The sequence below is a fragment of the Brumimicrobium salinarum genome, assembly GCF_002844555.1.
GTDB lineage: Bacteria > Bacteroidota > Bacteroidia > Flavobacteriales_D > Crocinitomicaceae > Brumimicrobium > Brumimicrobium salinarum.
The window spans coordinates 1-24,726 of record NZ_PJNI01000004.1 but is presented as its reverse complement, the minus strand read 5'-3'; the positions used below and the strand labels follow the sequence as shown (position 1 = coordinate 24,726).

Here is a 24,726-nt window from a genome sequence, read left to right as displayed (position 1 = left end):
TTGATACTTATGCTGGAGCAGCAGCGAATGGATGCGATAGTATAGTTACAACAGATTTAACGATTAATGAATTACCAAATGTTGGAGTCACTTTAGTAAACGAAACGATTACTGCAGATTTAACAGGAGCTAATTACCAATGGGTTGATTGCAATGATGACTTTACTGCAATAACAGGTGAGACGAGCGAGGAGTTTACGGCTGCTGAAAATGGGCGATATGCTGTAATTATTGATGATGGAAATTGTGTTGACACTTCAATATGTGTTGAAATTAACACCGTTAACTTAAAGCAGTTTAAGAAAGATTTTGAAATTCAAATTTATCCAAACCCAACGAAAGGACCTCTTTTTATACAATTAGAAAATTATGGTGATACATCTTTTGAGCTTTCTCTTGTTGATGCCCTAGGCAAGATTATTCATAATGAGGTCTTTAGTTCTGAAGAGGTAAAGTTAGATCTTTCTGCCTTGCGAAAAGGTGTTTATTTTGTGCGTTTGAATAGTAATAATCAGGTAAAGGTTTATCGTGTAGTCAAGCATTAGATTTTTTATTAAATAAAAACAATGAATTAACCCTCCAATTTGAATTAATTTATTTAATTTAATAGATTGAAATTAAATGGCATGCTACTTGATTAAAATTGTTAAACCTTAAAAAATAAGAAATGATGAAAAAAATAAAAATTTTAATTTTAAGTTTCAGTGTAATCTTAACAGCTAATGTTATGGCACAAGAAACGACAAAAGCAAATGATCTTAAAAAAGCAGAAGTTCAAGAAATGGCTTTTCCGGAAGAACTTAATTTGAGTAAAGATCAAAAGATTAAAATAACGGATATTGTTAAAGACGCTGAAAAAGTTGAAAAAGAAATTAGAAGTGATAAACGTTTGTCCGTTGAAAAACGACAAGAAAAGCTTTTAGCAATTAAAGATAAAAAAGAACGTGAAATTAAGGAAATCTTAAATGAAGAACAATTAGCAACTTTGAAAAAGTTAGAAGCTGAAAGTAAAGATGCTGTTAAGTTGAAAAAAGTGGAGAAAAAGACTTTATCTCCAAAATCAAAACAGCTTAAAGTGACTAAAAAAGCTTCAAAAGTTAAATAGTTGAATCTAAGAATAAAAAAAATCGCTTATTGAAAAATAAGCGATTTTTTTATTGATCAAAAACGAAATGTTATTCTCTTTTTGCAGCTTATTAGATTATGATAAGTGTGCCTAAGATTAATTCTTAATTGAGGAATAAATAAAATGTTCTTTAATTATTTTTGTAAGTAATTTAAATTGTATAGTTTAGCTAGAAATAAAGATGATGAAGAATTTTTTAATAACAATATTTAGCGTATTATCCATAAGTCTCTTTTTAGTAGCATGTAAAAAAGAGGAAAATAATGGTGGAAATGGAAAGGACGGAAATATAACTGTTTCTGTTAGTTACAAACAGAGTACTAATCCGACTTTTGTTTATTCTTATGGTGAAACAGAAATCAGATTGTTTAGAGATGGAATGAAGGTCGCAACAATGTATGCTAATCCGTCAAATCAAAATGTAAACTTTGGAACATACGAATACGGAAATTACCGAGTGGATGCTTTTGTTACAAAGACAAAATATAATTCAAGCAACGGAGCTACCAACACTTATGATCGTTCTAAAACAGAAAGCTTTAAGCTCGATACTGGAAATAAATCAGTAAGTATTAGTTTTAAGTAGACAATTTTTATTGCTCTAATAGGCATCTTTGGGTTGAAAACTAAACTTTAACCTCTGAGCTTATCTGTTAGTTTTTCAAATAGACCTTTTTCTATTTTAATTATTATAAGCCTACACTTCTCTCATCAGAAGAAAGTATTTCAATGCCTTTTAATTTTCTTGAGTTTAAAATAAACTATGATTTGGATTAAAAGAAGAAGTAATACAATTCCTCCACCTATCATGGTTAGCGTAAAATTGACGGACTTACTAAAATTATCAAAAAATGTAAACTCCCCAATCAGCCAAATTCCTGCGATGTACCAAATCGGATTGGTGAATTTCTGGACGTTTTGTTTCTTCAAGGAATAGAGCCATTCTTTATACATATCGTTTTTTGGATAGAAATTAACCAAACGCTCAAAAGTTGATATAGCCAATTTTAGTTGTTTTGTGTGCCATAAGGTGAGTCCATAATTCCATAAAAGTTGCTGATAAAAGGTGATCTCAACGTATCCACCTGAGCAACTACACCTCCAAATTTTCAGGGAACAAGTCTTGTAATTTATTGCACGGATAGTCGGCGATTACTTCGAGCACTTTATTGAGCCATTTCTCTGGGTTTACACCATTGAGCTTGCAGTTGGCGAAGAAGGTATAAAACATTGCTGTTCTTTTGGCACCGTTGTGAGAACCTGCAAAGAGGTAGTTTTTTCGACCAATTGCTACTGGACGTATTTTATTTTCGATGGCATTGTTGTTGATATGGTAGTTTCCATTTTCTAGATAAGTCAGTAGACTTGACCATAACCTGGTGCAATATTCAATAGCTTTTCCGATGAGTGATTTAGGTAATACCATATTTCGCTCGCGATGCATCCATTTTCCGAGATTGTTGATTATTGGGAGTGCTTCTTCTAAACGAACTTCGTGGTGCTGTTGACGATATAGCGGCAGATGATCCACGTATTTGCTAACCAAGATCTGTGTTAAAACTGAGTTTCCTGCTAAGCATTTTTCAATGGGTCTGGATGGAAGCTCAGCAATTTTTATTTCTTGAGTCTTTTTGTGTACGTATTAGGTCGGATAATACGGCGTTTGAAAAACTGAGCGGGTGTATATTCCAACATTTCAGTAATTTCTTCCCCCATCTTCGCCATGTCCTCAGTTAAGTCTTCTGGCTCGATGATTTCCTCAACAACTGGAAGGTTTTCCGGCAATTTATTTCGTCCAGCATGCTTAGTTGTTTTTTTACGCTCATATGTGATTTTCTCCTTCACAGGAGTCTCGTCGGCTAAAGCTTCTTGAGAGGCGAACTCTTCAAATGATAACGCCAACTGATCTTTGTTCTCATTAATGAACCGTTCCTTTTTAGAACCAAAAAGCATGCGCTGCAAATTTGCTACAATGATGTTTAGTCGAGCGATATCATCTTCTTTCTTAGCAATGTCTTGATCTTTCTTTTGATTAACAAAATCAAGTTTTTGGTTGGATGATTCAAGTTTTTGGTTGGATGATTCAAGTTTCTGATTGGATTTTTGGAGCGTCAAAAGTTGCTCAATCAACTCCTGTTTTGACATATTTTCCAACTCGTTTTCCATGCCCAAAGATACACTAAAAGCATTGTATTTAGCAGCTTTCCCAAGCAGAGTAATCAACAAAATTATGTGGTTAAATACCGCTTTCTTTTCTTGGTTTTCTCAAAGTCGATTCCTCGTAAAATCATGTAAGTCTCTTCCTGAGTAAGCTCACTATTTGGTGCGTAAACATTGGCGGTTGGGCGTTTGAAAGTTCCTTTTTCAAGGCGTTTGTAATAAAGCACCAACCCATCTTTATCCCAAAAAGTATTTTCACTTTGTTGCGGTCTTTGCTAATAAAAACGAAAAGGTAACCACTTAAAGGATTTAGTTCCATTTCATTCTGTACTAATCCAAAAAGTCCATTAAACCCTTTGCGCATATCACATGGCTTGGCTTATAGAAGGACTTTTGTGGAAGTATCTAAACCAAACATCATTTGTAGACTGTGATTTTAATTCCTGAAGGTAAATCAATTTGCAAAGTTTTCTCACGCTTTACTTCGGGAACGGCAATGGATTCTGTGATGGGGATTTCTTTGAAGTTGGATTTTGTTGATATAACTTGTTCTTTATTATACTTGCTGATCCAATATTCGAATTTTGCTTTTGAATATTCTTTATCCAATATAAAATCGGCTTTGCTCTTACCACTTGATTTCCATAATTGGACTTCTTTATACATTTTGTCTTTTACTGCCATTTTTTTCTGACAAGTTTCAGAAATTGCTGCGGCTAATGAAAGATGTGGTTGGTCGGGGGCTTACGTTTAGTGTTATTCAGGTGTTCTCTCTGGACTTTGTCGATTAGAAAAGAAAGAAATGATTTCAATTTGATTTTTGTTCACTTTGTAATACATAGTATTGAACTTTTTGATTACAACCTTTCTAATTTCAAGTGATTCGGAAATGGGAAATAATTTAGGATTTTTTGCTATTAAATTTAAAACTTGCTCAATCTCCACAGAAAGTTTCTTTATTTCTCTATGTGTAAAGTTTAGCTCTAAATATTCATAGGTGTCAGCTAATTCAGATAAAGCGTGATGAGTCCAGAAAATGTTATAACCACTTTCCATAGATCTTTTTTGCTTCTGAATTCGGCTTTAATCGTCCATTATCAGCATCAGATAATCCTAATTCGATTGACTTTTTTTCTGAATCAGAGATTTCCTTTGCCCAATCTTTAGTTTCACTGTGTCTTAATTCAATTATTTTTTGAATCAAAGCACTATCTTCTAGGGTTGTCAACCATTGAATTAGTTCGATTTTTTCATTTTGAATATTCATTTCCATAAACCAAAGATAAGGAATTTTAATAGGAGAACAAAAGTTTTTTCATTAACCCAGAGTGCGTAGGTTTAAACTTTGGCGTCATACTTCATACAACACCAAAGTTTTTAAAATACTTATTTCCCCTCAATCCACTCTCTCGCATTTACAAAGGCTTCCAACCAAGGAGTAACTTCGTCTTTGCGACCATCAGGATAGTTCGCCCAGTTCCATTGGAAGGTTGAACGCTCGATGTGTGGCATCGTTACCAAATGTCTTCCTGAAGCGTCGCACATCATTGCGGTGTTGAAATCAGAACCGTTTGGATTCGCTGGATAGTGCTCGTATCCGTATTTCGCTACGATGTTGTATTTGTCTTCGCTGTATGGTAAGTCAAATTTCCCTTCACCGTGTGAAATCCAAACGCCTAATGTTGTTCCGGCTAATGACGACAACATCACAGAGTTGTTTTCTTGAATTTTTACAGATGTAAAACTGCTTTCGTGTTTCTTTGAATCGTTGTAGGTCATCTTTCCATGCTTTTCATGGTCTGGATTGATGAGGTCTAACTCCATCCATAGTTGACAACCGTTACAAATTCCAACAGAAAGTGTGTCTTTTCTTTTGAAGAAGTTGTTCAATGCTGTTTTGGCCTTTTCGTTGTGTAAAAATGCGCCAGCCCAACCTTTCGCAGATCCTAGTACGTCCGAATTTGAGAATCCTCCAACGGCACCAATAAACTGAATGTCTTCCAAAGTTTCACGACCTTCAATTAAATCCGTCATGTGAATGTCTTTCACGTCAAATCCAGCTAAATACATCGCATTGGCCATTTCACGCTCACTATTACTTCCTTTTTCACGGATAATTGCCGCTTTAGGACGCGCAGTTTGAGCGGAGCTTGAACTTGCAGACTGAGCGGAGCCGAAGTCAGCAAGTTTACCTGTGAATCCTTTCGGGAAAGTGTAATTTAATGCTTGATTTTTATAATTGTCAAAACGATCTTTCGCTAATCCATTCGCCGTTTGTTTGTCGTCTAATAAGTACGAAGTCGTGTACCAAGTATCGCGCATTTCTGGAATTGATAACTTAAATTCATCAACTCCATTTACGATTTTTACCGTTTCTGATCCAACGACTTTTCCAATTTTATGGAAATCAATATTGTTGGCTGCTAAAACAGACTCCACTTCATCGTTTTGTGCTTGGAAAACAATTCCTGAATTTTCAGCAAAAAGTATTTTCAATGAATCTTCCTCTTTCAAACTCGATAAATCGTATTCAGCTCCGAGATTGTTTTCGGCAAAACACATTTCCAATAAGGTAGTGATCAATCCACCTGAAGCCACATCGTGACCTGCAACAATTTGATCTGTTTGAATCAATTTTTGAATCGTATTGAAAACCGTTTTTACATACCCAGCGTCTTTCACATCTGGCGCTTCGTTTCCTAATTTTCCAATAATCTGAGAGAACGAACTTCCACCTAATTTGAAATCGTCTTGTGAAATATTGATGTAGTAAATTGATCCTCCTTTTGGATTTAAAACAGGCTCAACTACTTTAGAAATTGCATTACAATGTCCAGCAGCTGAAATAATCACCGTTCCTGGAGAAATTACTTCGTCGTTTGGATATTTTTGTTTCATCGATAAAGAATCTTTTCCTGTTGGAACGTTAATTCCTAAATCGATAGAGAATTTAGATACAGCTTCAACTGCATTGTATAAACGAGCGTCTTCACCCGGGTTTTTACATGGCCACATCCAGTTGGCAGATAAAGAAACACTTTTCAATCCTTCTTCCAAAGGCGCCCAAATCATGTTGGTTAAAGATTCAGTGATTGCGTTTCTACTTCCTGCTGCTGGATCGATTAATGCTGCAATCGGTGCGTGACCGATTGATGTCGCGACACCTTCTTTGCCCTTGTAATCTAACGCCATCACTCCAACGTTGTTTAACGGTAATTGCAATGCTCCTGCACATTGTTGTTTGGCTACTTTTCCACCAACACAACGGTCAACTTTGTTGGTTAACCAGTCTTTACAAGCCACAGCCTCGAGTTGCAATAACTGCGATAAATAGCTGTTGAAGTTTTCTTTTTTATAAGATAATTCAGAATAAACGCGCTTCACAGAACTGTCCGTCATGATTGTTTTTGGCGAACTTCCGAACATATCAGTCATGGCTAAATCCATTGGTTTTTCACCTGTAGTTTTAGACTCGAAAGTAAAACGGTTATCATTGCGAACATCACCCACAGTGTACATTGGAGAACGTTCTCTGTCTGCGATTTTTTGCAATTTTTCAATATGTTTTTCGGCAATCACAAGTCCCATTCGTTCTTGCGATTCATTTCCGATAATTTCTTTTGCTGAAAGCGTAGGGTCGCCAACAGGAAGTTTATCTAAATCGATGTTTCCACCTGTTTCTTCAACCAATTCACTCAAGCAATTTAAGTGTCCACCTGCGCCGTGATCATGAATTGAAACAATATAGTTTTCATCTCCTTCAACCATTCCACGAATCGCATTCGCAGCACGTTTTTGCATTTCTGGATTAGATCTTTGCACGGCATTCAATTCAATCCCTGATGCGAATTCACCTGTATCAGCACTCGATACAGCTGCTCCACCCATTCCGATGCGGTAGTTTTCTCCTCCAAGAATCACTATTTTATCTCCATCTTCTGGTCGGTCTTTTTGTGCGTGTTCAGCTTTTCCATATCCAATTCCACCGGCTTGCATAATCACCTTGTCGAATCCTAATTTTCGTAAATCAGCGTCGGCATCAGTATTGTCTTTATCGTGGTGTTCGAAAGTTAAAATAGAACCTGCAATCAAAGGTTGTCCGAATTTATTTCCAAAATCAGAAGCTCCGTTAGAAGCTTTAATTAAGATATCCATTGGCGTTTGGTACAGCCATTCTCTTTCTTCGAAGGATTTCTCCCATGGTCGCTCTTCTTCCAAACGAGAATAAGAAGTCATGTAAACCGCTGTTCCTGCTAAAGGCAAAGAACCTTTTCCACCGGCCAATCGGTCTCTAATTTCTCCTCCAGATCCTGTTGCAGCTCCGTTAAACGGCTCAACAGTCGTTGGGAAGTTGTGCGTTTCCGCTTTTAAAGATATTACTGAGTCGAACTCTTTTACTTTGTAATAAGAAGGGACATCTGCTTTTAAAGGCGCAAATTGTTTGACTTTCGGGCCTTTTACAAAAGCCACATTGTCTTTATATGCTGAAACAATTCCGTTTGTATTTGTATTCGAAGTGTCACGGATCATTCTAAACAATGATTTTTCTTTTTCTTCACCGTCAATAACGAAAGTTCCGTTGAAAATTTTGTGACGACAGTGTTCTGAATTCACTTGTGAAAATCCAAAAACTTCAGAATCGGTAAGCGGTCTTCCAATTCGTTCTGAAACTTCTTCTAAATATTCAATTTCTTCATCATTTAACGCTAAGCCTTCTTTTTCATTGTAGGCTGCAATATCTTCAATGTTATTTACCTCCTCAGGTTGAATATCAATGTTGAAAATAGTCTGATTCAGTGCTTTGTATTTTTCAGAAATCATAGGGTCGAAGTCTTTTTCGTCTTCTTTTACAGCATGAAACTCTTCAATTCGAAGAATATCTGTTATCCCCATGTTTTGTGTGATTTCAACTGCATTGGTACTCCAAGGAGTAATCATGGCTGCACGTGGACCAATAAAAAAAGCATCCAACGATGCCTGTTCTATTTTTGGCTGGTTGCCAAATAACCATTCCAATTTTGAGATGGTTTCAGTTGATAATTCTTTTGTTGTTTGAACAGCAAAAACTTTACCGTTTGTGTTTCCAAAGAAATGAATCATTATATAATGTTTGAATGTTGTTTTATGGCTGCAAATTTAGTCTTTTTAAATGAGGTTTTAGACGAATTAAATGAATAAAAATCACAGCATGAATTAATCCCTAAGTTGTAAGTAAAATAAAAACTGATTTGTAAATAAAATGATTTATATCAGTTTTTAGAAAAATTGTGTGTATTTTTAGGACAAAACAAACACATTCTGAATTTATGACAACTGCTTATATTTTCTTTTCTTTAGTTGTGCTGCATTTTTTTGCTTTGATAGCATTGGTATTGTGGAAACTTTATCGTGGAGACTAACTTGAAGTCCTTACTTACTTTTTTTAAAAAAAAGTATTAAGTTTATGTCAAAAACAAGATGACTACACCTTACATTATTTTTGGAATTGTTATGCTACACTTGGTAATAGGATTTGCCTATATTTTTGGCGCATTTATAAAAAGAATTAATGGATTTAAGCCTTGCTTTTTAATTGACTGATTACGAATTTTATGATCGATAAGAAAATAGAAAAAGTTGCTATCGATAAACTAATAACCGCTAAGTAAGACATGAATATATTTTTATTTTTCAATATTTCTTGAGAGTTCCCATAATCAAGAATAAGTCCATAACGTAAAGACAACATCATTCCAAATAACAATAAGATAACACTTATTAAACCGGCCAGAAGGTCGTTGTTGTCTTTTTTAAATAGATTAATTCTCACCAATTCTATTAAAATATAAAGAATCATTATTCCCGAGAGGACTATTTCAAGTTTGTAATTCATATGCTCAAAATAAGATTAATTATTAAGTTATCAAAACTATGAATATTGTTATTTCTGGTGTTTTTCGACCCATTTATTCTTTGTATTAAATCAGTCTACGATTTTATTTTCTGTTTAATTGTTATTCATCTTGTTTTACGATGTTAATTATTGATTAATGTTGTTGGATTTTCAGGTGTAATTGATTGTCTATAAGTCGATTCAGGGAAAACCCTTGTGTGCATATGAGTATCTATCTTTAATTTTGAATAACATATTAAAAATAAATTATGAAAACACTAAGATTTTTACTACTAACTTCTGGAATGTTAATTTATCATGAAGCATCTGGACAATTATCAGCTGATCAAATGGTCATTGGTTCTGCAGGTAAGGGTGAGGTTGTTTCTAGTTCAATTTCGGCAAGTTGGACAGCTGGAGAAACTGCAATTCAAACACAAGCAAGTGGAACATTAACATTGACAGAGGGGTTTCATCAGACAAATGTGGATGATTTATCGATAGAGACGAATGCGCCGGACATTGATTTAAAATTGTATCCCAACCCAACACATGACAAGGTGTATTTGGGGGTTAATGCTACCGAAGCACAAAAAATCAATTATGATTTGTTCACTTCCTTAGGGCAAAAAGTCAATTTACCTGAAAGCTCAATGAGCGTTGATGGATATACAGAGAAAACTTTGGATTTCGGTCATTTAAATAAGGGGACATATCTTTTGAGAGTAACCTCAGATAAAGGCGTTCAATTATCAACAATTAGGATTATTAAAAATTAGTAATCCTTAATCACGACGTTTTAACCGTATTTATAATGTTAAAATAAAAGTGATAGTTAAAAATAATCAAGTAGAATTTTAAAAATATAATTATGCGACAAATAATATTAACCGTTTTAGCGGTTTTAGCAAGCCTTACATTTTCTTCAGCTGTTTATGGACAAGCTCCAGAAAAGTTTAATTATCAGGCAATATTAAGAGATAACGGTAATGTTATGGTGAGTGAATCTGTCAATGTTCGATTTACTATCCATGATGGATCGGCAACTGGAACAAGCGTCTATCAAGAGACACAGCTTCTTAATACAGATCAATATGGTCGTATAAACTGCGCAGTAGGAGATGGAAATGTAGTAAGTGGTGATTTTTCAACTATAGATTGGGGAAATGGGGGCAAGTATTTAAAAGTAGAGGTTGATAATGGATCTGGATTTGAAGATTTAGGTGCGAGTCAGTTACTTTCAGTTCCTTACGCTTTACAAGCTGGAGGTGTAGATGGTGGTGCATCTTCGGATTGGTCACTAGATGGGAATTCGGTGAGCTCAACAGATTTTATTGGAACTACTAACAATGAACATTTACGTTTTAAAGTAAATGGTCAGAAAGCAGGACTTATTTCAACCAACCCAAATTTTGTGAATGCTGGAACTCCAGCATGGAACACTGCCTACGGTTCAAATGCATTAGACAATTTATCAATCGGGCATAGTAATACGGCGATAGGAACGCGTTCTCTTAAAGGGGTAACATTTGGAGATGCAAATACAGGTTTGGGAAGTAATTCCTTAAAATCAAATGTGTCAGGAGATAAAAACACCTCCATAGGTGCTTTTTCAGATGTTGGGACTTCAAGTTTAACAAATACAACCGCAATTGGTGCAAATGCTTATGTAGAACAAAATAACTCTATGGTTTTAGGAAGTATTGATGGTGTGAATAACGCTACCGCAAATACTAAGGTGGGGATTGGTCTAACAAAACCGAAGAAGACACTTGATGTAAAAGGAAGTGTAAAGTTATCAGATACACTGTTTATTGCAAACTCTTATTTGAAAGCGGATTTTGCATCTTTAACAACTAATGTTTTGCTTTTTAAGCCTATAGATGCCTATGATGGTATTTCAAATTTAGGTTCTTCTGGTGCATCTTGGGGTGCTGTTTATACCGAGAATATACATGGCACTGATGATGCTACAATGTTTACAGGGAATGGTTTAAATATCAATACCAGTACAGTTATTAAATATGACGTGCCAACAGGAACAGGAACTGGTAATAATAGTGGTTTTTCAATTGTGAATACAAGTGCCTCTAATGATAAAAGTATTAATTTTCAGGTTGGTGCAGGAACCAATAACTTATACATGTATGAGTCAGATGGTGGGTTAATAGGAACATTTAATGGTACTTCTGGAGCTTATTCATCAACATCAGATGAGCGTTTAAAAACGAATTTCCAAGAAGTAGAAAGTACTTTAGAAAACTTGATGAAGTTAAAGCCATTAACGTATACTTACATTAATAATGCTGACAATGATAGACGTCATATAGGTTTTAAAGCACAGGAGGTAGAAAAACTATTCCCTACTTTGGTAAGCTCATCAAAAAATGCTGATTCAGAATCAGAAAACGGAGTTTACACAATGGACTACTCAGGTTTTGGTGTAATTGCAGTAAAAGCAATTCAAGAACAGCAAGCAGAAATTGAAACCTTAAAAGAAGAAAATCAAAAACTTCAAAATCAAATTGATGAAATTAAAGAACAATTAAACCAAATCACTGAATAACATCCTTTTAATTACCTACATAAAAAAGTCTTCTTTCTTCGGAAAGTAGACTTTTTTATTTTAAAATCTTTATAAGATGTTTAACCCTATCAGTTTGAATGAAATCTACATTGTATTTGACAGCTTCTATATTTCTTTTATGAGAATGGGTGTTGAAAGTAGCAACCATAATACCTGCATTATGTAATTCTTGAATACGTTTATGGGTAAGATTCGTTATTTCTATTGTTAAGCCCTCTAAGTTGTACTTTTCAGCAAGAGAAAAAGCTTCATGATAATAGGAATATATAAATTGCTTTATATCTGGACGAATATCTTTTAGTGCAGCTATTAAGGCTTCATTTTTAAATTCAACATAAGTTGATGATTGAAGATTATATTGATCAATGATTTTAATTAAGCTGTTGTTAAATCTTGATATATAAGAAGAATCTTTATTGGGTTCAAAGTTTTTACAGTCTAAAAAATAGGAATATTGATCTTGATGAGGTATTAGTTTAAACAACGTTTCTAATTTAATTATTTTGTAATTACTAAACATAGGATACTTATAGCGTGCTTCTTTAATTTCAGACCAGTTTTTATCGTAAATTCGACCTTTTAGATTTGTTGATTCTTCCAAGGTCTCGTCATGGAAGGCGACTAAAACTCCGTCTTTGGTCATTTGAACATCAATTTCAGTTCCATCAGCACCTAGATACAAACAATTGAGAATTGATTCGAGTGAATTCATCGGGTATGACTGTCCAATGCCCATTCCTCCATGACCAAAAACAGAAATCTTATCGCCATTGAGATTGTTTATATTAAATTGCTCTTTTTTACAAGAATTAAATAATAAAAGAAAACAAGCGGTTGAAAAATAAGTGATTAAATGTTGCATGATTCTTTTTTAAAATGAATAACCTATTGTTAGCGATCCCCAGTGTCTAAAATATTTTTGATACTCTAAAATTGGCGTATAACTCACTTCATATATCATTTTGCCATTTTTTTCTGGTACCGATACCCAATTAAAAGGTGTGTATGAAAATGTGTTTCCCTTTTGGGTTGTCCTGTTAACTGACTCGCATTTACTGTGTTTGAAAATAATTGACCCGCTCCAATTAAAACTTTATGCTCTTTTCCAAATAGAAGTTTTAAAGACATTGGTATCAATAGATCTGGATTAAATTGTGTAGTGTAATCATTGATTCTAAGGGTGCTTAAGCCTATCCTACCACCTATTGAAAAGTCATTTTTAAGCGGAAATAACCGTTCGTAATTTAGAGAGCCATAGCCTCCTACACCTCCTGCTTGCAAGTGAAGGAAGTTCTTGTTTACATTTGTCGAATCCGTTTCTTGAGAATTACCATTAGATATGAAATTCAAAAGAAATAATGCTAATAATAAATGGTTAAACTGCATTTGTGTTTTTTTATTTTGAATTAGTTTTGGCGTATTGCTGAATGGATTTATATAAATTAGCACTCAGTCCGACCAACCAAATCAATTGATTACTTACCAAATGAGCTTCTTGTAAACGATGTAGTTCTTCTTTTTTTAATTTTACATAACCTGCTTCAATGTCGGCATCTCTAGCTGCTGAAATATTATAATAGCTTTCTTTCAATTTTTCTTTCGCTTCTTTGATATTGCCATGTGAAAGTCCTTTAACATCATGTTTGTTATCTAATAGACTCAACGTTTTGGAAAATGTATTGTTCACTTTTGAGAATAATGCGGTCGTTTCTTTTGAAATGGGTGTTGTTTTATGACTATAAATGAAATTACCCAAAGACGCTGTAGCAGAGAGAATTGTTTGATTTAAAGTAACAATCTCATATATCAATTGAAAATCAACTTGCTTAGATTTTGGGTCTTGTGTTATTCTTTGAAAGGCTGCGCTGAGCTCACTTAATGCTAGAAATGCTTCTTTCCGTGCCAATTTATAAGAGATTTCATTTGCTGTTTTATTTTCATAAAAACGCTTTGTAGCGTTGAGATACAGCTTGTTTTTCTTAATGGCGTTGGTAAGGATGTCTTTAATGTTAAAGGCTTCCCAAGTTGGGAAAAGTGTGTATACTGCGATAAATGAAATTACACCTCCAATGGTGGTATCTATTATTCGGTATTGAATAACAGAAAGTGCGTCGGGTTGCAAAAAAAAGTAAACTGATATAACATTTAGCGTAATAAAGAAAGCGGCCCATCGATAGTTTTGTTGCATTAATGAAAAAGCAAGAATGATGGAGATCACGGCCATGGCTCCATAAACAATAGCGTTTTGTGTGAGTAGAATGATTCCAAAAGCAACAATCCCTCCCAAAATAGTTCCTATAATTCTGTCTTTGGCTCGCTGTTTTGTAAGTCCGAAGTTTGGACGAAGAATCACCAAAACAGTTAACATAATCCAATATGCATTCTGTATTTCGAAGTATTCTCCAAGAAAAAAAGCAAAAAGAAGAGTAATGGTTAATCTTAAAGCATGTCGAAATATTACAGATTTAAAAGAAAGATGCTGAAATAAAATATTGACCTTATACTCTTGTAAGGTTAAAAACATTTTGGCTTCTTCTTTTCTTATTGTTGTTTTTGAAGCAGTATTAATATTTGCAATTGCATGTCCAATGGCCTGCACCTCTTGTAAAATATGTTTTTGATAGTCGTGTAGACTTCTCATTGATAGGGCACCTTCTCTACCTGCGGGTAAACCTTTTTCTTCAATATAATCAGCAATGGTTTTATTAGCGTTGGCCAAACAAGTTTTTAATTTGTCCTTTTTTGGAATTTCATCTTTTGTGATAATAACATCGGCGAGCTTTATTAAATGTTCGCTCATCGCATTATTTAGCTGACTAAATTTTTTTAAATGCTTACTGTCTTTACCGAATAGTTGATCAAAATGGTCATAATCCCAACTGTTGGCAATAACAGACTCAAGTATATCGACTAATGAAATAAAAATGACCAATCTTTTTTCATCAAAATGTGAGCGACCCGATCTTTTTCTACTGGTCAATAGTAATTCTCTTAAAGTTTCATGTTTTTCGTTGATTTGAGATTGTAATCCAAAAGTTGTTTGAATTAATTCTGATCTATTTTTGTCTGAAATCAATAATTCAGCTCTGATTTTTAAATACTCACCAGTTAATTTTAAAGTTTCAGAAAGTAATTGATCGTCATCTTTTTTTGGAATTATTTTATGCGCAATTATTGAAATGAATAAATACCACAGCCCACCAAAAAACATTAAAAAAGCATATTGCCAAATCTCCGTGGTCTCTGTTATGTCTACAACAAGTGCAAGAATTATTGCAAGAATTCCAGAAAAAGAAACCAAAGAACCTCTGAATCCAAAAGCGGAGAGGAAAGAGAGTCCGAAAGTAGCGATTGCAATAAAAGCTACAAGAAGAATATAAAAAGGTTGAAGATAAAAAGTAAGTACAGTAACTGTTACCGTGATTCCTATGCTGATTAATGTTCCGATTGTTTTCCTGCTTAAGCTTCCAGGAACATCGCTTGGCGCGTTTAAAAAAGCACCGAAAATAAAAGCTGGGGCAATGCTCATTATGTCGAAAGCCATAAAGAAAAGCAAGGGAATAATTAACGACAAAGCAATCACTACACTTCTGAAAAAGTGAGCACTTTTTAAAAATAGTTCAAGCCTCGTTAATTTATTTTTTTGCATCTGTCTTTTGTGTTTCCTGCAAAGGTATGAATTAACTTTGGCGTGGTATTTAAAGAAGCGAAAAGAGGCGTGGAAACTTTTCCATTATTTAGTCTCTCTAAAATTAAATCATTTCATAAGTGGAGCATAATCTCCACACTCAAACTCTTCTCCAGGTTCCTTACCTATTTTATTTAATGTACATAGAACTTTTTGACTTTTAAGAATAAAATTCTTGCAAGATAAACACATTTTTGGAGTCGGGTAGGAGTTCGGGTCGATTTTAGTCCCATCGTCATCGTAATAATTCCCTTCTCCAAGAAAGTCTAAGTCAAAATCATCCCAATCGTTTACAGTAAAAGCATCGGCTTCTGTAAAAGGAGTTTCTTGAGCTACAACACTATCAAGTTCGTAATTGACTGTCGGTAATTCTTCTCCAGTTAAACATGTATAGCAGCCGTTTCCAAGCGAGGCCGAGCCAATAACCCAAATGTCTTTTCCGCAAGAACATTTGATGTTTTTGTTGTAATCCCTTAATGTCTTTTCTAAATTGTGTCGTAATTCCGCTTCATTTGTCGATGGATTATTCATCAGGTGTAAGGCGATATACTCGTTAATTGAAATAGATGTAAAGTTCATAATTATTGATTTTTGTGGTTAGTCTTATTTAAGTTAGCGAAATAAATCACTTTGACAATGATGATAGGAAAATGTTTTAAAAAAAGCTTAAAGGACTCGAATTTGAACACTTTAGGATGTGATTTTCTTTAGGAATTCCTTTAATAGATCTTTAATATGTAAAAATACACCCTACTGAATTGGGAGATAGTAGTATGCTTGTTAGATTTATTTTAGTTAAAATAATCCACCATCTCCATCCACCACAATTATAATTTCCGTACATTCGCAATAAATATTTAGACGAATGAAAATAACCTTCTTTTTATCCTTATTAATCCTCTTGCTTTCAAGTTGTAATGCTCCTCAAAATAAGCAACAAGACGGTACTTTTAATATCGTTACAACGACTTCTATTATTACCGATTTAGTAGAAAATATTGGAGGAGAAAATGTGCACATCGAAGGAGTGATGGGGGCAGGAGTAGATCCTCATTTATACAAGGCTAGTGAGGGTGACGTGATGAAATTATCTCGTGCGGATATGATTTTCTATAATGGCTTGCATTTAGAAGGGAAGTTGGTCGATATTTTTGAACGAATGGAATACCAAAACATAAAAACAGTAGCTGTCGCAGATGCTTTGGATAAAAATGAATTAATCAACTCCGAATTGTTTGGAGGAAATTTCGATCCACACATTTGGTTTAACATTAAATTTTGGGAAAAAATTACGCTTTTTGTAGCGGATGAACTTTCAAAAGCTGTTCCCGAACATGAAGAGGAGTTTCAAAAGAATGCACAGAATTATTTACAAGAATTAAAATATTTAGATGTAGAGTTGCATAAAAAGATAGCTGAACTCCCCAAAGATAAACGCCGATTGGTAACTGCTCACGATGCTTTTAGTTATTTCGGAAAAGCTTTTGATTTTGATGTGGTTGGATTACAAGGTTTGTCCACCGCTACGGAAGCTGGCGTGCAAGATGTGCAAGAAACGGCAAATTACATTATTGATCACAAAGTAAACGCTATATTTATAGAGAGTTCAGTCCCTCGACGCACGATTGAAGCTTTGCAGGCTTCGGTGAATTCAAAAGATCACAATGTGAAAATTGGTGGAACTTTGTACTCTGATGCTTTGGGGAATCCGGGAACCGTGGAAGGAACGTATATTGGCATGTTTAAATACAATGTCGAAACTATTGTAAATGCTTTAAAATAGCGTGAGTTAATGAATGAAAAGATAGCAGTTAAAGTCGATGACCTTACCGTAGCTTATAATTATAAGCCAGTGCTTTGGGATATTGATTTAAAAATCCCTGAAGGCGTGTTGATGGCTATTGTTGGACCCAACGGCGCAGGAAAGTCGACTTTAATTAAAGCCATTTTAGGAATTCTAAAACCCATTGCAGGTAGCGTAACGATTTTTGACAAACCATATAAAAAACAACGGAAACATGTCGCTTATGTTCCGCAAAAAGGAAGTGTAGATTGGGATTTTCCAACGACTGCTTTGGATGTCGTAATGATGGGAACTTACGGCAGTTTAGGTTGGATAAAACGACCGGGAGCCAAACAAAAGAAAACCGCTTTAGAAGCGCTAGAAAAAGTGGGAATGTTGTCTTTTAAAAACCGACAGATTTCTCAACTTTCTGGCGGACAACAACAACGCGTTTTCTTAGCGCGTGCCTTGGTGCAAGATGCGTCTATTTATTTTATGGACGAACCATTTCAAGGAGTAGATGCCACGACAGAAGTAGCGATTATCAACATTCTAAAAGGATTGAGAAAAGCTGGGAAAACTGTAATTGTTGTTCACCACGATTTACAAACCGTTCCCGAATATTTCGATTGGGTAACATTCCTCAACGTAAAGAAAATTGCCACAGGACCAGTAAAAGATATTTACAACGACGATAATTTGACAAAAACGTATGGAATTAATTATAAAGTAAGTATCCAAAAATAATTGAAAATGAAAAAGATCCAAACAATGAACATTATACGGAGGTATAATGAAGGGACGATTTGCAAATCGTCCATTTCATTTGAAAATGCATTTAATGAAAAAAATGAAAAGATAAGACGGTGACTGAGCTTGTCGAAGGCACTGATTCAAGGATTTGTTGCCTTCGACAAGCTCAGTCAACAGGAGAAACACTCGGCGACATAGTCGTCGAAGGCACTTATTAAAAAACGGTAAATAATTAATGGGAATAACCGAATACATACAACTCGTTTTCAGTGATTACACATTGCGAACCATCACTTTAGGAACAGCGGTCTTAGGTGCTGTAACCGGAATGTTGGGTAGCTTTGCTGTGTTGCGAAAACAAAGTTTATTGGGCGATGCCATTTCCCACGCTGCTTTGCCAGGCATTGCTTTAGCGTTTTTATTCACTGGTTCAAAAGACACCAATATCTTGTTAATCGGTGCTCTGATTAGCGGATTAATCGGTACGTTTTGGATCCGTGGAATTACGTCCAAAACACATTTAAAATCCGACACCGCTTTGGGGTTAATTCTTTCTGTATTTTTTGGTTTCGGAATGTTGTTGCTTACATTTATTCAAAAACAACCGAACGCCAATCAAGCAGGATTAGACAAATATCTTTTTGGTCAAGCTGCAACTTTGGTAGAAAGTGATGTCTGGTTAATGACTATCGTAACAGGAATTTGTTTGATCGTTTTACTTTTGTTTTGGAAGGAATTTAAAATATTGCTTTTTGATAAAGATTATGCTCAAACTTTAGGGTTTAACACCAAAATAATAGATGTACTCATCACCAGCTTTATTGTTTTAGCCATAGTTTTAGGCTTGCAAACTGTTGGCGTGGTTCTGATGAGTGCAATGCTGTTGGCGCCTGCTGCAGCTGCACGCCAATGGACAAACAGTTTAGGGATGATGGTCGTTCTTGCAGCTATTCTAGGTGCTTTTGCTGGAATTATTGGAACGGGAATTAGTGCTACGCAAAACAACTTGTCAACCGGACCTGTAATTGTTTTGGTTGCTTCGGTGTTTGTGTTGTTCTCATTTATTTTTTCTCCAAAACGTGGTTTGTTGTTTAAACAGATTCGATTAATTCAAAACCGAAACGATTTAGAGTTACAAAAAACCTTGACATTCATGTATCACATTGTAGAAGACCACGACGATATTTCGCATCCACATGCTATTCGTATTTTGAATAACTTTAGAGGATATAGTAAAAAAGGATTGCGAAAATTAATCGACAAAAATTACGTGGTTGTAAAAGGTGAAATGTGGAGCATGACGCCAAAAGGATTTGAAGTGGCTAAGAATTTATACAATCAAAACGGAAAAGATGATTAGTGCACAACTCGAAATACAATTGATCGCTAGTCTAACCGCTGTGGCTTGTGCTATTCCGGGAACTTTTTTGGTGCTCCGAAAAATGGCCATGATCAGTGATGCAATTAGTCATTCGATATTGCCTGGATTGGTCGTTGGATTTTTCATTACACAAGATTTGAATTCTCCGTGGTTAATTTTATTTGCGGCTATAACAGGAGTATTGACTGTTGTTTTGGTCGAAAAAATACAGCAAACGAAATTGGTCAAAGAAGACACCGCCATAGGATTGGTATTTCCTGCTTTGTTTAGTATTGGCGTCATTTTAATTGCCCAATATGCCAATGATGTGCACCTCGATATTGATGCTGTTCTACTTGGAGAATTGGCGTTTACTCCTTTCGATCGTGTTTTTTATGGCGATGTTGATTTAGGTCCGAAATCTTTATGGGTCATTGGCTCTATTTTGTTGGTGACTTTGATTATGCTGTTCGCATTTTTCAAAGAATTGAAAATAAGCACTTTCGATGCAGGTTTAGCGACTTCTTTAGGCTTTTCGCCATTAATTATCCACTACGGATTAATGAGTGTAGCTTCCGTTACCACAGTAGGTGCTTTCGATGCAGTCGGTGCGATTTTAGTTGTTGCTTTAATGATTGCTCCAGCGGCTTCTGCTTATTTGTTAACGACTAACTTGAAGAAAATGTTAGCCTTGGCCTGTTTTTTTGGTGTGTTCAGTGCCATTGCAGGATATTGGATGGCGCACGCACTCGACGCTTCAATAGCCGGAAGCATGACCACGATGTTAGGTTTGGTTTTTCTGCTGGTGTATTTATTTGCGCCAGCGAAAGGTTTATTTGCGGTGGTTTACAGAGAAAAACAACAACGCACAGAAGTGTCTTTAATCACTTTTCTGTTACATTTACAAAATCACAGCGAACCCGAAGAACGCCATGTAAAACACCTCAACGAGCACATCAATTGGGAGAAAGTCCGCAGTAAAACAGTCTTGAATTTAGCCCAAAAAAACAACATGATCACCATTGAAAACGACTTGGTTTTCTTAACCGAAAAAGGGGAGGAGTTCACTGCAAAAGCCATAGAATACATTCTAACCAATGAAGAAGGTTTAATTGAGGATATGAAAGATGATTTCTTCTTGTTTAGAGGGTGATACATCTTGGAATGGAAGAAGATAGTTTGGAGATAAATATTACTTCTTTTGTATTCAAAGTTTTCTTGAATTTATAGCTAAACATTACCAACAGTTTGATAAGATACAATAAAAATTGTTTCTAGTTTTTTGCAAAACCTATCCATTTTTGAAATCAGAAATACGCGAAATATTTTGTTTGCTGACGGCTCAGTTGAATCGGAATGTTGAATAAATCATATATTGCTTATCCGCTTGTTTTCCCAAGATGAAATTCGAGTAGCGAAAAGACATAAACTTGTTTTTTGTTATTTTCCGAAGGATCTTGTAAAGAAAATAATATTGATGATTAGAATACTATTTATTTGGAAAAGTAACGGATAAACATTACTCATATTTACTCGTAAAGTAAAAAAAATAGACCTTTTGTTTAATTACATTTCTTGTAAAGAAATAGACAAAACCTCATAGTAAATTCTTAGGGTTACCCCCTCTATTCGAATAAAAACACAACTATCAATAAATTATTAGCGTTAAATTTATTAAAATTAAGAACACATTAAAAAATCAGATAACTTATGAAGATTAAAATCTTTTATCTTATAATTTATTTTTTTCTTGTTTCGAATGGAATATTCGGACAGCTTGAGGGCGCGAATTGGTATTTTGGTTCCTATGCAGGACTTGATTTTTCTTCTGGAAATCCTGTGCCAGTTTTTGATGGTGACTTAGTGACTGGTGAGGGGTGTTCAAGTGTTTCTAATAATGTTGGTGATTTATTATTTTATACTGACGGTCAAAATGTTTATGATAGAAACCATAATTTAATGCCGAATGGAACAGGTCTTTTAGGTCATCCTAGCTCTGCAATGTCTTCTGTTATATGTCCGAAACCAGGTACTTGGAATGCAGCATTAGGTCAGTTTGATGGATATATTCTTTGTACAATCGACTTTAATAATGGGTCAAATGGTATCCGATGGTCAGAAATTGATTTAACAGCTAATGGTGGTAATGGAGAAGTCGTTTTAGGAACCAAAAACACACACTTGATTGGCACAACCACTGTAGAAGCAGCTAACTTCGTAGAACATGAAAATGGATGTGATTATTGGCTGTTGACTAAGGAGGTAAATACGAATAAGTGGGAGGTTTACCCTGTAACTTCTACAGGTGTTGGAGCAACGCCTGTGATTAGTAATGTAGGGCCAGTTACAGGTTCTCATTTCGGTTATATTAAAGGTAGTATTAATAGTGAGCAAGTAGCATTGACAAATGGAAATGCTGGACTTCAGATTTATGATTTTGATCGTTTAACAGGACAGTTAACACATAAATTTAGTGAAACCTCTTTAGGAACTTCTTATTATGGATTAGAATTCTCTCCTAACAATCGTTTTGTATATTATACGCGACTTTCAGACCCAAATATTTATCAAGTAGATATTTCTGTGGCGAATCAGATAGATTTTCAGAATTCTTTAGTTACAATTGGTTCAACAACAAATGCAGCACATGGTTACCGTTTAGGTGCGCTGCAATTAGCAAGTAATGGAAAAATTTATCTAACACTAATTGGCTCAGGAAATTTAGGTGTTATTAATGCACCAGATCTTAGTGGAATTCCTGCAAATTATATCGATAATGCAGTAAGTATTTCAGGTACTAATATTAATGGTAGCCCTACAAATACGCGATTAGGCTTGCCTTCATTCCCTAGTTTTTTGTTAAAACAACGTAAAGAAATTCTATATAATCAGTTTTGTAATACTTATGACGCAAAATTCAGTTTGTCAGATTACGACGATTTAAATGGACAGTCATGGTATGTCACCCCCGAAGGAAATGCGTTTTCAAATTCTCCTATCTCCACAAATCAGGAGTTAACGACCAATTTAAGTCCTGGGAATTATGATATTAAAGTTGTTTTAGATTATAATTGCTATTCCGATAGTGCATTACGCACCATAACAATTTTACCTTTCGACGTTCTTGATTTAGGAAGTGATTTGTGCTTTGACAATTCTTTAGTTCTAGATGCAGGTAATGGATTTGATACATACGAATGGCAAGATGGATCACAAAATCAAACATTTAATGTGCCTTCTGATGGGATTTATTCATGCGAAGTAGGGCAGTATGGTGTAAATACAATTTTAAATGGAGATTTCGAAGATGGAAACTCAGGATTTTCATCCCAATATGTTTATTCTGCCATGAGTATAAACCATGCACAATATGCAGTTGGAACTTCGATCTCAAATCCTTGGTGGGGGAATTGTACGGATCATACGTCAGGATCTGGAAATATGATGATTGTAAATTCTGACTGTCCTACTTCAGGCACAGGTTTCACCGAGCCGAGTTTTTGGTGTCAGAAAGTAACTGTCGAACCCAATACAGATTATTTCTTTTCTGCATTTGTGGCTAATGCAAATAATGATGTAAATACGGCAGAAATAGCACTTGATTTAGATGGAATTAGAATGATTACGCATTCTTCAAATGTAGGTGCGTGTAATTATGAAGAAATTACTTATGTATGGAATTCAGGTGCTCAAACAGAGGTGGAAATTTGTTTAAAAGAAATATCAGGAATTTGTGGTGGTGCAGATTTTATTATAGACGATATTAGTTTTTCACCTATATGTTATAGCACTGATGAGGTTATTGTTAATCCTTTACCCACAGCGACAATTACAGGGACAAATGAAGTTTGCGAAGGGAGTCCTGCACAAACCATAACTTTTACGGGGGCTGATGGAACCGCGCCATATACTTTTATTTACAGTTTAAATGGTGGTCCAGTTCAAACACTTGTTTCTGCAGGAAATACAGCTACAGTTTCTGTCCCAACGACAACAAGTGGTACATTTTCTTATGAATTGTTGGAAGTAAGTGATGCAAGTTCTACAACATGTTCTCAATTGCAAACCGGAATTGCTGAAATTACCGTATTACCACTACCAACAGCATCTATATCAGGAGATGATGTGCTATGTGTAAACGATGTTGAACCTACTTTAACATTTACAGGATCAAATGGAACAGCACCATATACTTTTACTTACAGTTTGAATGGTGGCCCTAATCAATCAATTACTTCAACAGGTAATATTGCAACGCTTAACGTTCCAACTACTACAAGTGGAACCTTCACTTATGATTTGATATCGGTTCAAGATGCAAGTGCATTAACTTGTTCCCAAGCTCAATCGGGAACTGTTGTTGTTCAAGTAAATCCTTTACCTACAGCAACGATTGCGGGAACTAATCAGGTGTGTGAAAACAGTCCAACGCAGACAATAACTTTCACTGGAGCAGACGGAACAGCACCTTATACTTTCACTTATTCTTATAATGGTGGAGCGCCACAAACGGTAGTTTCTACAGGAAATGTCGCAACGATTTCAGTTCCAACGACTACAGCAGGAACATTTTATTATGAATTATTGGAGGTAAGCGATGCAAGCGCCACAGTATGTTCTCAAGTGCAAACTGGAAATGCAACGGTAACGGTTCTCCCTTTACCAACAGCAACAATTTCAGGAGACGATATTGTTTGTATTAATAGTCCAGAACCTGTGGTGACTTTCACTGGAGCGAATGGAACAGCACCATATACTTTTACTTATAGTTTGAATGGCGGACCTAATCAGACGATTACTTCGACAGGGAATACCGCAACGATCAATGTGCCAACAACAGTAAATGGAACATTTAGTTATGACTTAATCTCAGTAGAAGATGCGAGTACTTTAACATGTAATCAAGCACAAACAAGAACTGTAGAAGTAGTAGTTAATCCATTGCCAACAGCAACTATCATTGGAGATGCTTCGGTTTGTAATGGAGCTCCAGAGCCTGTAGTAACTTTCACAGGAGCCGATGGAACAGCACCTTATACTTTTACTTATAGTGTGAATGGTGGTCCAAATCAGACGGTAACCTCAACAGGGAATACCGCAACATTAAATCCATCTACTGCAGTTAATGGATCGTTCGACTACGAATTACTTTCCGTTCAAGATAATAGCAGTACAGCTTGTATTCAAAATCAAACAGGAAGCATAACAATAAACGTAAATCCTATTCCTGACGCGGCTTTTACCGCAACAGAAGCTTGTTTAAATAATGGGACACAATTCTCAAATATTTCTACAATTCAAAATATAAATGGAGCAAATATTACATCGTGGGAATGGAACTTTGGTGATGGCAACGCTTCTACGCTTGAAAATCCAACGCATACTTATGGATCAGAA

General features: G+C 35.3%; 21 protein-coding genes and 1 pseudogene. 10 read left to right on the top strand and 12 right to left on the bottom strand.

Translation table 11 applies throughout. The annotated features are described in order from the left end of the window. The 3 genes from CW751_RS05575 to CW751_RS05565 all read left to right on the top strand — a co-directional run. Nucleotides 1-545: T9SS type A sorting domain-containing protein (locus tag CW751_RS05575; RefSeq protein WP_133122136.1), on the top strand; the 545-nt coding region annotated here is incomplete at its 5' end. 122 nt (nt 546-667) lie between these two features. After that, nucleotides 668-1,105 (top strand): hypothetical protein, encoded by a 438-nt coding sequence (locus CW751_RS05570; protein ID WP_101334017.1) that lies wholly within the window; start codon nt 668-670, stop codon nt 1,103-1,105. 202 nt (nt 1,106-1,307) lie between these two features. Further along, nucleotides 1,308-1,712, top strand: a complete 405-nt coding sequence (locus CW751_RS05565; RefSeq protein WP_101334016.1) for a hypothetical protein — start codon at nt 1,308-1,310, stop codon at nt 1,710-1,712. 140 nt (nt 1,713-1,852) lie between these two features. On the opposite strand, the gene CW751_RS05560 is transcribed toward CW751_RS05565, so the two are convergent. The 8 genes and pseudogenes from CW751_RS05560 to purL form a co-directional block, all read right to left on the bottom strand. After that, entirely contained in the window at nt 1,853-2,131 is a 279-nt protein-coding gene (locus tag CW751_RS05560; protein WP_133122135.1) for a hypothetical protein, read from the bottom strand. 88 nt (nt 2,132-2,219) lie between these two features. Further along, a complete protein-coding gene (locus tag CW751_RS05555; protein ID WP_394335956.1) occupies nt 2,220-2,714 on the bottom strand; it encodes an IS66 family transposase in 495 nt (164 codons plus the stop codon). A gap of 26 nt (nt 2,715-2,740) precedes the next feature. Further along, entirely contained in the window at nt 2,741-3,352 is a 612-nt protein-coding gene (locus CW751_RS05550; protein ID WP_133122134.1) for an IS66 family transposase, read from the bottom strand. A 2-nt stretch (nt 3,353-3,354) separates the two neighbouring features. Then, a pseudogene (gene tnpB / locus CW751_RS05545) lies at nt 3,355-3,605 on the bottom strand (IS66 family insertion sequence element accessory protein TnpB). 98 nt (nt 3,606-3,703) lie between these two features. Next, nucleotides 3,704-3,970, bottom strand: coding sequence for an IS66 family insertion sequence element accessory protein TnpA (tnpA, locus tag CW751_RS05540; RefSeq protein ID WP_101334011.1), 267 nt, complete (start codon nt 3,968-3,970; stop codon nt 3,704-3,706). Nucleotides 3,971-4,042: 72 nt separating this feature from the next. After that, nucleotides 4,043-4,342 (bottom strand): type II toxin-antitoxin system RelE/ParE family toxin, encoded by a 300-nt coding sequence (locus CW751_RS05535; protein WP_101334010.1) that lies wholly within the window; start codon nt 4,340-4,342, stop codon nt 4,043-4,045. Then, nucleotides 4,326-4,559, bottom strand: a complete 234-nt coding sequence (locus CW751_RS05530; RefSeq protein WP_101334009.1) for a hypothetical protein — start codon at nt 4,557-4,559, stop codon at nt 4,326-4,328. Before CW751_RS05530 ends, CW751_RS05535 begins: the two co-directional genes overlap by 17 nt. A gap of 113 nt (nt 4,560-4,672) precedes the next feature. After that, nucleotides 4,673-8,386: a phosphoribosylformylglycinamidine synthase gene (purL, locus tag CW751_RS05525; RefSeq protein WP_101334008.1), complete on the bottom strand. Its 3,714-nt coding sequence runs from the start codon at nt 8,384-8,386 to the stop codon at nt 4,673-4,675. 1,041 nt (nt 8,387-9,427) lie between these two features. Between purL and CW751_RS05515 the strand changes: the two genes are divergently transcribed. Next, the gene (locus CW751_RS05515) at nt 9,428-9,937 is read left to right on the top strand and encodes a T9SS type A sorting domain-containing protein (RefSeq protein WP_101334006.1); all 510 of its coding nucleotides are present in this window, start codon (nt 9,428-9,430) and stop codon (nt 9,935-9,937) included. 92 nt (nt 9,938-10,029) lie between these two features. Continuing rightward, nucleotides 10,030-11,724 (top strand): tail fiber domain-containing protein, encoded by a 1,695-nt coding sequence (locus CW751_RS05510; RefSeq protein WP_101334005.1) that lies wholly within the window; start codon nt 10,030-10,032, stop codon nt 11,722-11,724. Nucleotides 11,725-11,779: 55 nt separating this feature from the next. On the opposite strand, the gene CW751_RS05505 is transcribed toward CW751_RS05510, so the two are convergent. The 4 genes from CW751_RS05505 to CW751_RS05490 form a co-directional block, all read right to left on the bottom strand. After that, nucleotides 11,780-12,607, bottom strand: coding sequence for a glycerophosphodiester phosphodiesterase (locus CW751_RS05505; protein ID WP_101334004.1), 828 nt, complete (start codon nt 12,605-12,607; stop codon nt 11,780-11,782). Nucleotides 12,608-12,702: 95 nt separating this feature from the next. Beyond that, nucleotides 12,703-13,131 carry a hypothetical protein gene (locus CW751_RS05500; protein WP_133122133.1) on the bottom strand — a complete coding sequence of 143 codons (429 nt, stop codon included), beginning with the start codon at nt 13,129-13,131 and terminating at the stop codon, nt 12,703-12,705. Between the two features lie 10 nt (nt 13,132-13,141). Then, entirely contained in the window at nt 13,142-15,394 is a 2,253-nt protein-coding gene (locus CW751_RS05495; RefSeq protein WP_101334002.1) for an FUSC family protein, read from the bottom strand. A 108-nt stretch (nt 15,395-15,502) separates the two neighbouring features. Then, on the bottom strand, nt 15,503-16,012 hold the full coding sequence (locus tag CW751_RS05490; protein WP_133122132.1) for a hypothetical protein: 510 nt from the start codon (nt 16,010-16,012) through the stop codon (nt 15,503-15,505). Nucleotides 16,013-16,298: 286 nt separating this feature from the next. Here CW751_RS05490 and CW751_RS05485 point away from each other — a divergent pair, with 286 nt between their 5' ends. The 5 genes from CW751_RS05485 to CW751_RS05465 form a co-directional block, all read left to right on the top strand. Further along, nucleotides 16,299-17,216, top strand: a complete 918-nt coding sequence (locus tag CW751_RS05485; protein ID WP_101334000.1) for a metal ABC transporter solute-binding protein, Zn/Mn family — start codon at nt 16,299-16,301, stop codon at nt 17,214-17,216. 9 nt (nt 17,217-17,225) lie between these two features. Next, nucleotides 17,226-17,963: a metal ABC transporter ATP-binding protein gene (locus CW751_RS05480; protein ID WP_101333999.1), complete on the top strand. Its 738-nt coding sequence runs from the start codon at nt 17,226-17,228 to the stop codon at nt 17,961-17,963. A gap of 241 nt (nt 17,964-18,204) precedes the next feature. Continuing rightward, a complete protein-coding gene (locus tag CW751_RS05475) occupies nt 18,205-19,329 on the top strand; it encodes a metal ABC transporter permease (RefSeq protein WP_101333998.1) in 1,125 nt (374 codons plus the stop codon). After that, entirely contained in the window at nt 19,322-20,482 is a 1,161-nt protein-coding gene (locus CW751_RS05470) for a metal ABC transporter permease (protein WP_101333997.1), read from the top strand. The genes CW751_RS05475 and CW751_RS05470 overlap by 8 nt, the downstream gene beginning before the upstream one ends. A gap of 557 nt (nt 20,483-21,039) precedes the next feature. After that, nucleotides 21,040-24,726: PKD domain-containing protein (locus CW751_RS05465; protein ID WP_101333996.1), on the top strand; the 3,687-nt coding region annotated here is incomplete at its 3' end.

Excerpts from the sequence above, each read along its gene's own strand:
- CW751_RS05570 (WP_101334017.1), top strand. The coding sequence starts at position 668 with ATGATGAAAAAAATAAAAATTTTAATTTTAAGTTTCAGTGTAATCTTA.
- CW751_RS05565 (WP_101334016.1), top strand. The coding sequence starts at position 1,308 with ATGATGAAGAATTTTTTAATAACAATATTTAGCGTATTATCCATAAGT.
- tnpA (WP_101334011.1), bottom strand. The coding sequence starts at position 3,970 with ATGGCAGTAAAAGACAAAATGTATAAAGAAGTCCAATTATGGAAATCA.
- CW751_RS05535 (WP_101334010.1), bottom strand. The coding sequence starts at position 4,342 with ATGGAAAGTGGTTATAACATTTTCTGGACTCATCACGCTTTATCTGAA.
- CW751_RS05530 (WP_101334009.1), bottom strand. The coding sequence starts at position 4,559 with ATGGAAATGAATATTCAAAATGAAAAAATCGAACTAATTCAATGGTTG.
- purL (WP_101334008.1), bottom strand. The coding sequence starts at position 8,386 with ATGATTCATTTCTTTGGAAACACAAACGGTAAAGTTTTTGCTGTTCAA.
- CW751_RS05515 (WP_101334006.1), top strand. The coding sequence starts at position 9,428 with ATGAAAACACTAAGATTTTTACTACTAACTTCTGGAATGTTAATTTAT.
- CW751_RS05510 (WP_101334005.1), top strand. The coding sequence starts at position 10,030 with ATGCGACAAATAATATTAACCGTTTTAGCGGTTTTAGCAAGCCTTACA.
- CW751_RS05505 (WP_101334004.1), bottom strand. The coding sequence starts at position 12,607 with ATGCAACATTTAATCACTTATTTTTCAACCGCTTGTTTTCTTTTATTA.
- CW751_RS05500 (WP_133122133.1), bottom strand. The coding sequence starts at position 13,131 with ATGCAGTTTAACCATTTATTATTAGCATTATTTCTTTTGAATTTCATA.
- CW751_RS05495 (WP_101334002.1), bottom strand. The coding sequence starts at position 15,394 with ATGCAAAAAAATAAATTAACGAGGCTTGAACTATTTTTAAAAAGTGCT.
- CW751_RS05490 (WP_133122132.1), bottom strand. The coding sequence starts at position 16,012 with ATGAACTTTACATCTATTTCAATTAACGAGTATATCGCCTTACACCTG.
- CW751_RS05485 (WP_101334000.1), top strand. The coding sequence starts at position 16,299 with ATGAAAATAACCTTCTTTTTATCCTTATTAATCCTCTTGCTTTCAAGT.
- CW751_RS05480 (WP_101333999.1), top strand. The coding sequence starts at position 17,226 with ATGAATGAAAAGATAGCAGTTAAAGTCGATGACCTTACCGTAGCTTAT.
- CW751_RS05475 (WP_101333998.1), top strand. The coding sequence starts at position 18,205 with ATGGGAATAACCGAATACATACAACTCGTTTTCAGTGATTACACATTG.
- CW751_RS05470 (WP_101333997.1), top strand. The coding sequence starts at position 19,322 with ATGATTAGTGCACAACTCGAAATACAATTGATCGCTAGTCTAACCGCT.